Origin of the sequence: Prauserella flavalba (genome assembly GCF_003202235.1) — a bacterium.
GTDB classification, from domain to species: domain Bacteria; phylum Actinomycetota; class Actinomycetes; order Mycobacteriales; family Pseudonocardiaceae; genus Prauserella_A; species Prauserella_A flavalba.
On the sequence record NZ_MASU01000002.1, the window covers coordinates 599,740 to 612,219 of the forward strand.

The 12,480-nt window shown below is 72.5% G+C and carries 10 protein-coding genes; 8 read left to right on the forward strand and 2 right to left on the reverse strand.

All coding sequences use genetic code 11. The features are described 5' to 3' along the window. Positions 1-2: 2 nt before the first annotated feature. The 8 genes from glmS to tsaE all read left to right on the forward strand — a co-directional run bounded on the left by glmS (position 3) and on the right by tsaE (position 9,263). A complete protein-coding gene (glmS, locus tag BA062_RS05300; RefSeq protein WP_110334865.1) occupies positions 3-1,865 on the forward strand; it encodes a glutamine--fructose-6-phosphate transaminase (isomerizing) in 1,863 nt (620 codons plus the stop codon). Between the two features lie 10 nt (positions 1,866-1,875). Continuing rightward, complete coding sequence (locus BA062_RS05305; RefSeq protein ID WP_110334866.1) at positions 1,876-3,321, forward strand: NAD(P)H-hydrate dehydratase; 1,446 nt, start codon at positions 1,876-1,878, stop codon at positions 3,319-3,321. 75 nt (positions 3,322-3,396) lie between these two features. After that, positions 3,397-4,410, forward strand: a complete 1,014-nt coding sequence (locus BA062_RS05310) for an NAD(P)-dependent alcohol dehydrogenase (RefSeq protein WP_110334867.1) — start codon at positions 3,397-3,399, stop codon at positions 4,408-4,410. After that, on the forward strand, positions 4,403-5,206 hold the full coding sequence (locus BA062_RS05315; RefSeq protein ID WP_110334868.1) for a DeoR/GlpR family DNA-binding transcription regulator: 804 nt from the start codon (positions 4,403-4,405) through the stop codon (positions 5,204-5,206). Before BA062_RS05310 ends, BA062_RS05315 begins: the two co-directional genes overlap by 8 nt. 5 nt (positions 5,207-5,211) lie before the next feature. After that, the gene (xylB, locus tag BA062_RS05320) at positions 5,212-6,627 is read left to right on the forward strand and encodes a xylulokinase (protein WP_110334869.1); all 1,416 of its coding nucleotides are present in this window, start codon (positions 5,212-5,214) and stop codon (positions 6,625-6,627) included. Between the two features lie 25 nt (positions 6,628-6,652). Continuing rightward, positions 6,653-7,783 carry an alanine racemase gene (alr, locus tag BA062_RS05325; protein ID WP_110334870.1) on the forward strand — a complete coding sequence of 377 codons (1,131 nt, stop codon included), beginning with the start codon at positions 6,653-6,655 and terminating at the stop codon, positions 7,781-7,783. Continuing rightward, positions 7,783-8,802 carry an alpha/beta fold hydrolase gene (locus BA062_RS05330; RefSeq protein ID WP_110334871.1) on the forward strand — a complete coding sequence of 340 codons (1,020 nt, stop codon included), beginning with the start codon at positions 7,783-7,785 and terminating at the stop codon, positions 8,800-8,802. The genes alr and BA062_RS05330 overlap by 1 nt, the downstream gene beginning before the upstream one ends. Next, positions 8,790-9,263: a tRNA (adenosine(37)-N6)-threonylcarbamoyltransferase complex ATPase subunit type 1 TsaE gene (tsaE, locus tag BA062_RS05335; protein ID WP_168213876.1), complete on the forward strand. Its 474-nt coding sequence runs from the start codon at positions 8,790-8,792 to the stop codon at positions 9,261-9,263. Before BA062_RS05330 ends, tsaE begins: the two co-directional genes overlap by 13 nt. Positions 9,264-9,727: 464 nt before the next feature. On the opposite strand, the gene BA062_RS05340 is transcribed toward tsaE, so the two are convergent. Together BA062_RS05340 and BA062_RS05345 are read right to left on the reverse strand one after the other, a co-directional pair. Beyond that, positions 9,728-11,053: a carboxyl transferase domain-containing protein gene (locus BA062_RS05340; RefSeq protein ID WP_110334873.1), complete on the reverse strand. Its 1,326-nt coding sequence runs from the start codon at positions 11,051-11,053 to the stop codon at positions 9,728-9,730. Continuing rightward, the gene (locus BA062_RS05345) at positions 11,046-12,470 is read right to left on the reverse strand and encodes an acyl-CoA synthetase (protein WP_110334874.1); all 1,425 of its coding nucleotides are present in this window, start codon (positions 12,468-12,470) and stop codon (positions 11,046-11,048) included. Before BA062_RS05345 ends, BA062_RS05340 begins: the two co-directional genes overlap by 8 nt. Positions 12,471-12,480 lie beyond the last annotated feature (10 nt).

The following is a 12,480-nucleotide window of genomic DNA, read 5'->3' on the forward strand; positions in this document are numbered from 1 at the left end:
GCGTGTGTGGAATCGTGGGATACGTCGGGCATCGGCAGGCGCTCGACGTCGTGCTCGGCGGCTTGCGCCGGATGGAGTACCGGGGTTACGACTCGGCGGGTGTCGCGGTGCTCGACGGCGCCGGATCCCTGACGGTGGAACGAAAGGCGGGCAGGCTCGCCAACCTGGAGTCGGCGCTGGACACCACCGGCAGGGACGCCTTCACCGGCACCGCTGGCATGGGTCACACGCGGTGGGCGACGCACGGCGCGCCGGTGGACCGCAACTCCCACCCGCACCGGGATTCGAGCGACCGGGTCGCCGTGGTGCACAACGGGATCATCGAGAACTTCGCCGCTCTGCGCGCCGAGCTGGAAGCCGACGGCGTGGAGCTGACCAGCGACACCGACACCGAGACCACGGCACACCTCATCGCCCGTGCCTACGACGAGGGCGCCACGAAGGGTGACCTCGCGGCGAGCGTGCGTACGGTGTGCCGCCGTCTGGAGGGCGCGTTCACGCTCGTGGTCACCCACGCCGACCAGCCGGACCTGATCGTCGCGGCCCGGCGCTCGTCGCCGCTGGTGGTCGGCGTCGGCGAGGGGGAGACGTTCGTCGCCTCCGACGTCGCCGCGTTCATCGAGCACACGTGCGAGGCCGTCGAGCTCGGCCAGGACCAGCTCGTGGTGATCGACCGCGACGGCTACACGGTCACCGACTTCGACGGCGAACCCGCGCAGGGCAAGCCGTTCACCGTCGACTGGGATCTCTCGGCCGCCGAGAAGGGCGGCCACGAGTACTTCATGCTCAAGGAGATCGAGGAGCAGCCCGACGCGCTGGCCAACACGCTGCGCGGGCACTTCGAGGCCGGCCGCATCGTGCTCGACGAGCAGCGGATCTCCGAGCAGGACCTGCGGGACGTCGACAAGGTCTTCGTGGTCGCCTGCGGTTCGGCCTACCATTCCGGGCTGGTCGCCAAGTACGCCATCGAGCACTGGTGCCGCCTTCCCGTCGAGGTGGAGCTGGCCAGCGAGTTCCGCTATCGCGACCCGGTGCTCGACCGCGACACACTCGTCGTCGCCGTCTCGCAGTCGGGGGAGACGGCGGACACGCTGGAGGCCGTCCGGCACGCCCGCACGCAGAAGGCCCGCGTGCTCGCCGTCTGCAACACCAACGGCGCGCAGATCCCTCGCGAGTCCGACGCCGTGCTCTACACGCACGCCGGGCCGGAGATCGGGGTCGCCTCCACCAAGGCGTTCCTCGCGCAGATCGCCGCCAACTACCTGGTGGGCCTGGCGCTGGCCCAGGCTCGCGGCACGAAGTACCCCGACGAGGTGGCGCGCGAGTTCAGCGAGCTGGAGGCCATGCCCGCCGCCGTCCACAAGGTACTGTCCACAGTAGAGCAGGTGCGGGACCTCGGCCGCCGGATGGCGGACTCGAAGGCCGTGCTTTTCCTCGGCAGGCACGTCGGTTTCCCGGTGGCACTGGAGGGTGCGCTCAAGCTCAAGGAGCTCGCCTACATGCACGCCGAGGGCTTCGCCGCCGGTGAGCTGAAGCACGGCCCGATCGCGCTGATCGAGGAGGGCCTGCCGGTGGTCGTGGTGATGCCCTCGCCGAGGGGGCGTGCCGTGCTGCACGCGAAGCTCGTGTCGAACATCAGCGAGATCCAGGCGCGAGGGGCCCGCACGATCGTGATCGCCGAGGAGGGCGACGACACGGTGCGCCCGTTCGCCGACGAGCTGGTGGAGGTGCCCGCGGTGCCGACGCTGCTGCAGCCGCTGGTGTCCACGGTGCCGCTGCAGGTGCTCGCCGCCGAGATCGCCCGCACCCGGGGCTACGACGTGGACAAGCCGCGCAACCTGGCGAAGTCGGTGACGGTGGAGTAGACAGTGGCCTGTGCGCGGAATCTGGACCACTGACCACGTCAGGCAGGCCGAGGACCGGCTGCTCGCGGTGACGCCCGAGGGCGCGCTCATGCGGCGCGCCGCGCACGGTGTGGCCGTGCACGCGGCCCGGATGCTCGCCGAGCACGCCGGTTCGGTCTCCGGCAGGCGGGTCGTGCTGCTGGTCGGCGCGGGCAACAACGGCGGCGACGCGCTGTGGGCGGGCGCGTTCCTCCGCAAGCGCGGGGTCGGGGTCGCGGCGGTGCTGCTCAAACCCGAGAAGGCACACCCGCAAGGGCTCGCGGCGCTGTGCAGGGCGGGCGGCCGGGTGGTCCCGCTCGCCGATGGTCCACAGTGGATCGAGAACGCCGACCTGGTGGTCGACGGCATCGTGGGAATCTCGGCGAAGGGCCCGCTGCGCCCCGACGCCGCCGAGCTCGTGGAGCGCGTCACCGCGCCCGTGCTCGCCGTGGACCTGCCGAGCGGCGTGGAGCCCGACACGGGTGCCGTCGACGGAGCCGCCGTCGCGGCCACCGCGACGGTCACGTTCGGCGCGCTCAAACCCGTGCACGTGCTCAACCCCGAGCGCTGCGGCGAGGTGGTCTTCGTCGACATCGGCCTCGGCGACGAGCTGGGGGAGCCGGATCTGCGCAGGCTCGACGCGGCCGACGTGGCGGCGGCGTGGCCGATGCCGGGGCCGTCCGACAACAAGTACTCGCAGGGGGTCACCGGTGTCGCGGCCGGTTCGGCGGCCTACCCGGGCGCGGCCGTACTCGCCGCGGCGGCCGCCGTGCGGGCGACGTCGGGCATGGTCCGCTATGCCGGGCACGCCGCGGACGTGGTTCGCTGGCACTGGCCGGAGGTGGTGGCCACCGGTTCGATCTTCGACGCGGGGCGCGTGCAGGCGTGGGTGGTCGGCCCCGGTATCGGCACCGGGAGCGCGGGGCGGGACGTGCTGGTGCACGCGCTCGGCCAGGGCGTGCCGGTGTGCGCCGACGCCGACGCCATCACGATCATCGCGGAGCGCCCCGAGGTGCTCGACGCCCGCGACCCGGACACGCCGCTGCTGCTGACCCCGCACGACGGCGAGTTCGAGCGGCTGACCGGCAAGGCGCCCGGCCCGGACCGCGTGGCGGCCGTGCGGGAGGCGGCGCGCCGGTTCGACGCCGTCGTGCTGCTCAAGGGACACAGCACGCTGGTCGCCGATCCGGCAGGCCGGGTGCTGGTGAACAAGGCCAGAGGGTCGTGGCTCGCGACGGCGGGCTCGGGTGACGTCCTGTCGGGGTTGACGGGCGCGCTGCTGGCGTCGGGCCTGGAGCCGTGGCTGGCGGCGGGCGTGGCGGCCGACATCCACGCGCGGGCGGGCGAGCTGGCCGCGCGCGGGGTGCCCGCGTCGGCGTCCGGCGTGCTCGCGGCGATCCCGGACGCGGTGCGGCAGGCCCGCTCGCTGGCGCCCTGAGTTTTTACCGAGTTACGTGTTAAGAGCGCTCCGGTTTCCTGGTAAGAAGGACCGGTGAGCGATCTTCCCGAGGCCATGACGGTGTCCGTGCTGAACGGTGTTCACGACGTGACCACCGAGTGGCGGCCGGTGCCCGTTCCCGGTCCCGGCGAGGTGCTCGTCCGGGTCCTCGCGGTGGGCACGTGCGGCTCCGACGTGCACTACTACGAGCACGGCCGGATCGGCGACTTCGTGGTGGAGCGCCCGCTCGTGCTCGGGCACGAGCCCAGCGGCGTCGTGGTCGCGAACGGGCCGGGCGCGACGCTGCACGAGCCCGGCACGCGCGTGTCGCTCGAACCCGGGGTCCCGTGCTCGCGGTGCGCCCAGTGCCGCCAGGGCCGCTACAACCTGTGCCCGCACATGCGGTTCTTCGGCACGCCGCCTGTCGACGGCGCGTTCTGCGAGTACGTCGCGCTGCGTGAGGAGTTCGCCTGCCCGGTGCCCGACGCGCTGAGCGACGAGGCCGCGGGCCTGCTCGAACCGCTGTCGGTGGGCGTGTGGGCGTGCCGCAAGGCGCGCGTGGGCCCCGGCTCGCGGGTCCTGATCACGGGTGCGGGCCCGATCGGCCTGGTCGCGACGCAGACCGCGCGGGCCTTCGGGGCCACGGAGGTCGTGGTCACCGACGTCAATGCCAAGCGTTTGCGCCTGGCCGCCGACCTGGGCGCGACCGGAACCGTCGACGTCTCGATGGCCTCGCTCGCCGAGTCCGGCTACGAGCCCGACGTGCTGCTGGAGTGCTCGGGCGTGGCCTCGGCGATCGGTCAGGCCATCCGGCTGGTCGGCCGCGCGGGCCGGGTCGTGCTGGTCGGCATGGGCGGCGACGAGATCCCGTTACCGCTGGCGCACGTCCAGGGCTTCGAGATCGAGGTGACGGGCACGTTCCGCTACGCCAACACGTGGCCGACGGCCCTCTCGCTGGCGGCCGGTGGAGAGGTGGACCTCGACCGGCTCGTCACCCACCGCTTCGGCCTCGCCGAGGTCGAGCAGGCGCTGACCGTGGCGACCAGGGACGACAGCGTGATCAAGGCCGTGGTGCTGCCCGGTGCCTAGAACGCGTCCGCCGGACGCGGCGGTGGAGCAGCGCAGGCAGTCGATCCTGCGCACGGTGATCGAGCTCGGCGAGGTGCGCATCGACGACCTCACCGCGCGGTTCGACGTGAGCCTCATGACCATGCACCGCGACCTCGACGACCTCGCCGAACGCAAGCTGTTGCGCAAGCTGCGCGGGCGGGTCGCGGCGTACCCGGCACTGACGATGGAGACCGCCAAACGTTTTCGCGAGGGCCTGCACGTCGCGCACAAGGAGGCGCTGTGCGCGCTCGCGGCCGCCGAGGTGGCGGACGGGCAGACGGTGTTCCTCGACGACTCGACCACCCTGTTCCCGCTCGCCCGCGTGCTGGCCGGGCTGGAGCGGCTGGTGGTGATCACCAACTCGCTCGAGGTCGCGCGCATCGTCGGCGAGGGGGGATGCGGTGAGGTGTTCCTGCTCGGCGGGCGCTACACCGAGTTCGACTCGTGCATTGGCTCCGACACGCTCGCGGCGCTGCGCCGCCTGCGCGCCGACGTCGGCTTCGTGTCGGCGACCGCGATCGCCTGCGGGCGGCTGTATCACCCGGTGCGTGAGTACGCCGAGCTGAAGGAGGCGGCGCTGGAGATCGCCGAGCGCAACGTGCTGGTGGTCGACCATTCGAAGTTCGGCAGGACCGCCACCCACGCGTACGGCGAGGCCGGCGCCTACGACGTGGTGCTCGTCGACGACGAGACACCGGCGGACGAGATCGAGGCACTGCGCGCGTTCGGCAGCCGGGTGGCGGTCGCCCGCGTGCGCACCGACCAGGGAAGCTGACGGACATGAACAGCGAACGGGAAGTACTGGTCGCCGGGGTCGACTCCTCGACGCAGTCGACCAAGGTGATGGTCTGCGACGCGCGGACCGGCGCGGTCGTGCGCTCGGGCAGAGCGGAGCACCCGGACACCACCGAGGTCGACCCCGCCGAGTGGTGGTCGGCGTTCACCTCGGCCACGGACGGGTTGCTCGACGGCGTTTCGGCGATCGGCGTGGCGGGCCAGCAGCACGGCATGGTGACGCTCGACGACGCGGGCGAGGTCGTGCGGCCCGCGCTGCTGTGGAACGACACCCGCTCCGGCAAGGCCGCCGCCGACCTCACCACCGAGCTCGGCGGCCCGCACGCGTGGGCGGAGGCCGTCGGCTCGGTGCCCGTGGCGAGCTTCACGATCACGAAGCTGCGCTGGATGGCCGAGCATGAACCGGAGCTGGCCGACCGCGTCGCGCGTGTGCTGCTGCCGCACGACTGGCTCACGTGGCGGCTCGTCGGCGGCGACCCGGTGACCGACCGTGGGGACGCCTCGGGCACGGGGTACTTCTCGCCCGCCGGCAACGCCTACCGCACCGACCTGCTCGCGAAGGCTTTCGGCGGCCGCACGCCCGAGCTGCCCACCGTGCTCGGCCCCGCGCAGCCCGCCGGGCACACCCCGGACGGCGTGCTCGTGTCGGCGGGCACGGGCGACAACATGGCCGCCGCGCTGGCGCTCGAAGCCGGTGAGGGCGACGTCGTGGTGTCGCTCGGCACCAGCGGCACGGTCTTCGGGGTGAGCGAGACGCCCGCCGCCGACGCGACCGGCACCGTCGCGGGCTTCGCCGACGCGACCGGACGGTTCCTGCCGCTCGCCTGCACCCTGAACGCCGCCCGCGTACTGACCGCGACCGCCCGGCTGCTCGATGTGGACCTCGCCGAGCTGGACCGGCTCGCGCTCGCCGCCGCGCCCGGCGCGGACGGGCTCACGCTGCTGCCCTACCTGGACGGTGAGCGCACCCCGAACCTGCCCGAGGCCGCCGGAACGCTCCTCGGCCTGCGCAGGACCAACATGACACCCGAGAACCTGGCACGCGCCGCCGTCGAGGGCATGCTGTGCGGGCTCGCCGCCGGACTGGAAGCGGTGCGTGAGCACGGAATCACCGTCCGCCGGGTGCTGCTCACCGGTGGCGCCGCGCAGTCGGCGAGCGTGCGCGCGGTCGCTCCGATCGTGTTCGGCGTGCCCGTCGTGGTGCCCGAACCGGCCGAGCACGTGGCACTGGGCGCCGCGAGGCAGGCCGCCTGGGCACTCGCCGAAACGCCGGAACCGCCCGCGTGGGAGGGCGCTGACCAGGCATTGCGCCTCGACGAGCCCTCGGCCGCCGAGGCCGAGGCAGGGCAGCGGATCCGCGCGGAGCACCGGTCCGCGCGTGCTCGCGTGCACGATCTTTAGGCCCCTGTGGGAAAATTCCCGTGCCATGAACGCTGACCATTCGCCCCGCGCCGAGGTCGTGATCGACCTCGGCGCCATCCGCGACAACCTCGGACTGCTCGCCTCGCGGGCCGCAGCCTCCGGTGCCGAGACGATGGCGATCGTGAAGGCCGACGGCTACGGCCACGGCGCTCTGCCCGTGGCGAGGGCTGCCGTTCGAGCGGGGGCGACGTGGCTCGGCACGTGCTCGCTGGCCGAGGCGCTGGACCTGCGCGACGCAGGCATCACGACGCGCCTGTTCAGCTGGCTCGACACCCCCGACGTCGACTTCACGCCCGGCGTCGAGCGCGACGTCGACTTCTCGGTGAGCTCCCTCGCCGAGCTGGAACGCGTTTCCTCGGCCGCAGCCGGTGCGGGCAAACCCGCACGCGTGCACCTGAAGATCGACACCGGGCTCTCCCGCAACGGGTGCCCGCCCTACGCGTGGCCGGACCTCGTCAAGGCCGCGGCCGACGATCCCCGCATCGACGTCGTGGCGATGTGGTCGCACCTCGCGTGTGCCGACGAGCCAGGGCACCCCTCGATCGACGCGCAGGCCGAGCGGTTCGCCGACGCGTACGAGATCGCCCGCGGCGTGGGCCTGAACCCGTTGCGGCACCTGGCGAACTCGGCCGCCACGCTCACTCGCCCGGACCTGCACTTCGACCTCGTGCGCCCCGGGATCGCGATGTACGGGCTGAACCCCGTGCCACAGGCCGAGAAGCTCACGCCCGCGATGACACTGCGGTCGAGTGTGGTGCTGACCAAACGGATCCAGCCTGGTGAGTCCGTCTCCTATGGACATACGTGGACGGCGGAGCGGGACACGACGCTCGCGCTCGTGCCCGTCGGCTACGCCGACGGTGTGCCGCGCACACTGTCGGGCCGGATGAGCGTGTGGCTGGACGGCCGTCGCCGCCCCGTCGCGGGCCGCGTGTGCATGGACCAGCTCGTGGTGGACTGCGGCGACCACGAGCCCGCCCTCGGCGCCGAGGTGGTGCTGTTCGGTTCGGGCGCTCGCGGTGAGCCCACGGCCACGGAGTGGGCCGACACGATCGGCACGATCGACTACGAGATCGTCACCGGCATGTACCGGCCGAGGGTGCGGCGACGCTACCTCGGCGAGGACGACGGCTGATGTCGTCGCGGCCGTTGCGGACCGACAGCGAGGAGGAGGCCGAGGAACCGTTCGGCCGCCTCGCGCCCGGACGGGTGTCGACGGTGGCCGCCGATGACGGCTCGCCGATCTCGGTGGAGGAGATCGAGCCGGAGGACGGCGGCAAGCCGAAGCTGACCGTCGTCGGTGTCCACGGCTTCGCGCTCTCCCGGCAGAGCTGGCACTTCCAGCGGCGCGCGTTCACCGCGCTGCGCGCGCCCAGGGTCCGGCAGGTCTACTACGACCACCGAGGGCACGGGCAGTCGGCGGCCTCCGAGGCCAAGCACAGCACCATCGAGCAGCTCGCCGCCGACCTGCACGCCGTACTGCGCGCGGTGGCGCCCGACGAGCCGACCGTCCTGATGGGACACTCGATGGGCGGCATGGTGATCATGGAGCTGGCCCAGCAGGACCCGGAGCTGTTCACCGAGCGCGTCCGTGGCGTGGTGCTGATCGCGACCGCGGCGGGGGAGGTGGGCAGCCGGGGCCTGCCGCGCTCGCTGCTGTCGAAGTACAACCCCCTGACACGCGGAGTCGGAGAGCTGGCGGGCTGGCAGCCGGGCCTCGTCGAGTTCGTGCGAGCCGCCGGCGGGCAGCTCACCCGGCACGCGGTGCGCAGGCTCGCCTTCGGCAGGCGGGATGTCGACTCCCGGCTCGTCGACTTCATGCTGGAGATGCTCGGGGTGTCGCCGGTACGCCAACTGGTGAACTTCGTCGACACCCTGGGCAGCCATAACCGCTACGCCGCGCTGGCGGGCCTCAAGCACACGCACGTGCTGGTGGTGGGCGGGGACGCCGACCGGCTGACGCCGTACTCGCACGCGGAACGGATGGCCGCCGAACTGCCGGACGCCCGGCTCGTCCGGGTCCGCGGCGCCGGACACATGGTTCACCTGGAGCAACCGGACCTGGTGAACGATCACATCATCGAGTTGCTGAAGGTCTGTTCCGGTGCCGACCGGCAGCGGCTCGTGCGTAGGATCCGATGGTGGCGCAGATGAGCATGGAACTCCCCACGGCCGACGAGACGATCCACTTCGGACGATCTCTGGGCCGCGTGTTGCGGGCGGGCGACCTCGTGCTGCTCGCGGGCCCGCTCGGCGCGGGCAAGACGACCATGACGAGGGGCATCGCGGACGGCATGCGAGTATCGGGGCGGGTCAGCTCGCCGACGTTCGTGCTGGCGAGGCTGCATCCCGCCGCCCCGGACGGCGTCCCCCTCGTGCACGTCGACGCGTACCGGCTCGGCGGCGACCTCTCGCAGCTGGACGACCTGGACCTCGACACCGACCTCGAAGACGCCGCCGTGGTGGTGGAATGGGGCGAGGGTGTCGCCGAACGCCTGTCGGAGGACTACCTGGTGGTGCGGCTCGACCGCCGCCCCGACGACGTGCGCACGGTAGCCCTGGAGCCGCACGGCGCCTGGGCGAACCGCACGAAGGAACTGACCTTCGCGGCATGACCCGTAGGCGGGATGCCTGACTCGTGTCTTGCTGTGCCCGGCGGTGTGGGCGGTACCTGGCTGCAGTGAAGGCCACCATGCCTGCGTTGAACACAGTGAGGGCCACCTTCACTGCGGGCGGTTTGGCCGGGTCTGGTGGCTGGCTGCAGTGAAGGCCACCATGCCTGCGTTGAACGCAGCGAAGGCCACCTTCACTGCATCGGTGCCCCCTGCCACACCGATCACCACCGACGCGAAAGCTCCGTTCCCGACGCATAGGGGCGCCCCTGATCTCACGCTACCGCGTGGGGGCGACACTTCGGGGCGGAACGGCCGAGCGGGCGGTGCCACCGCTCCGTTCACGTCAGCAAGCCGGCCACGCCGCTCAGGTGAAGCCCCGTTCCCGCCCGCGAGCCTCGGCAAGCCGCCCCGCCACCGACGCCACGGCTCCGTTCGCGCCGCCGAAGCACCCCCGGAACCACTTTCTACCGGGTGGGGGTGACGATGCCGCGGGCGATGCCCAGTTCGACCAGGTCCTGGGGGCGCAGGCGCAGCTGGTCGGCCGTCGTCGGAACCTCCGCCTCCGCGCGTTTCAGGATCCTGGCCGCCGCTTCCGGCGACGTTACCGAAAAATAGCTGTCCGGCGTGACCCAGGTCCGGCCCTCCGCGGCGAACGCGAGAGCTCCACCCGAACCGCCCTCACCGATCACCAGCGTGGTCACCGGGACCCTGGCCGACGCGACGGCCTCGAACATTTCCGCGATCGCCGGACCGATCCCCGCCCGCTCGGCGTCGGCGTCGTTCGCCGCGCCCGGCGTGTCCACCAGCGTCAGCACCGGGATGCCCAACCGGTCCGCCAAGCGCACGAGCCGGGCCGCCGTGCGGAAACCCGCCGGGCGCGTCGCCGTCCCACACTGCGCCGCGTACGCGATCGTCGCACCGTCTCGGTACCCGAACCCGCACAGCACCCCGTCGTCAACGCCGCCGCAGCGGTCGCCGCTGATGTCCTCCCGCCACTCGAAATACGCGTCCACATAGGACTCGGCGCGGGGACGGCTCGCCGCACGCGCCTGCTGTACCGCCGCCCAGCCCGTGTCCGGCAGGTCCGCGCCACCGAGCGCACCAGGGGGCACGGCCTCGGTCCCCGGAGTGGTCAGTAAGCGCAACCACCGTTCGAGCTTCGCCCGCAGCCACGCCGGGTCGAGAAGCTGGTCGACGTGGCCCGAGGCGAACTGCCCCTCCGCCGTGTACGCCGCCGGGTCGCCGGGCGGGCGCACCCGCGACCCGGCGAACCCCACCTGCGCACCCGGCAGCGCAAGCGTCACGTCCGCCCCGGCGCCGAGCGTCGCCCAGCCGCCACCCGTCGTCGGGTCGCGCAACACCGCGACCTGAGGCAACCCCGCCGCCCTCGTCAGCGCCGACTCCCGCGCGATGCGCTGCAACTGCGACAGCGCCCGCATACCCTCCTGCATCCGACTGCCACCAGTGGCGATCAGCGACACCACCGGAACACCCAGCTCCCGCGCCCGCCCGAACGCGCGCTCCAACCGCAGACCCGTCCGCCCGCCGAGCGAGCCGCCCAGATAGCCGAACTCGAACGCGATCAGCATCGCCTCGGCGTCGCCCACCTTCCCGACGCCGCACACCACCGACTCCCGCTCACCGGTGCGTTCCGCCGCGCTCACGCGCGCCCCGTCGTACCCCCGCCAGCCGATGGGGCCATCCACACCAGGATCGGGACCGTCGTCCACGGGCAACTCGGTGAACGCCGACGCCACCGCCTCGATCGTCGCGCGCGCGGAGTCAGGCATTGAGGGCCCGCTTCATCACCTTGCCCATGTCGTTGCGCGGCAACGCCGACAGGAACCGCACCACACGCGGCCGCTTGTGGGGCGTCAGCAGCCGCGCCACATGATCGGCGAGCTGCTGCTCCGACGGCGGCTCGCCGCTCGGCACCACCCACGCCACGATGCGCTCACCGAGGTCGTCGTCCGGCTCGCCCGTCACCGCCACCTCGGACACCGCAGGATGCTCCAGCAGCGCGTTCTCGATCTCCCCGGCGCCGATCTTGTAGCCGCCGCTCTTGATGATGTCGGTGGCCTTGCGGCCGACGATGCGGATGTAGCCGTCACCGTCGCGGGTCGCCATGTCGCCCGTGCGGAACCAACCGTCGCTGAACGCCTCCGCCGTCGCGTCCGGCCGATTCAGGTACTCGGTGAACAGGTTCGGGCCGCGCACCTGGATCTCGCCGACCGTCTCGCCGTCACTGGTCTCGATCGGCACACCGGCCTCGTCAACCAGCCGCAGCTCCACACCCCGCAGCGGAACGCCCACCGTGCCGGGCTTGCGCTCGCCGTCCGCCCGGACGCTCGTGTTCATGAGCGTCTCCGACATCCCGTAACGCTCCACCACCTGCTGCCCCGTCGCCGCCGTGATCCGCTGATGGTCGTGCACCGGCAACGCCGCCGACCCCGACACCAGCAGGCGGGCGCCGCGCAACGCCCCAGCCAGGCGCGGGTTGTCGCCGACCTCCGTCGCGATCCGGTGGTACATCGTGGGAACCCCGAACATCATCGTGCCGCCCTCGGCCAGAGCCGTCGCGATCCCATCCGTGGAGAACCTGCCGAGGTGCCGCACCGAACCGCCGCGCCGCAGCGGCCCCAGGATCCCGAGGATCAAGCCGTGCACGTGGAACAGCGGCAACGCGTGCACCAGCACGTCGTCGGCACTCCACTGCCACGCGTCCTCCAGCGCGTCGAGCGTGGTGGCGATCGCCCTGCGCGGCAGCACGACACCCTTCGGCGGGCCCGTGGTGCCCGAGGTGTAGACGATCAACGCGGGCGCCTCGCCGTCCGGCTCCGGCGGCAGCCCGGCAGCCGTGCCGGTCAGCGTCACGTCCTCGCGAGGCACGTCACGCAACCCCTCCGGCAAGGCCACACCCGGCTCCGCCAGCACGAGCGCCGGCTCGCTGTCCGACACGATGTGCGCCAGCTCCCGCTCCCCGAGCTTCGGATTGAGCGGCACGGCGGGCACACCGGCGGCGAGCGCGGCGACCACCGCGACGCTCGTCTCCATGCTGGACGTCGCCCACACCGCGACCCGGGACAAGCCGCTCAGCCGCCGCGCGAGCGTCCCGGCCACGCCGGCCAGCTCGCGGTAGGTGAGCGACTTCTCGCCGAAGCGCAGCGCCGTCTTGTCCGGTGTGGTGTGTAGCGAGGGGAAGAGCACAGTCACGCGG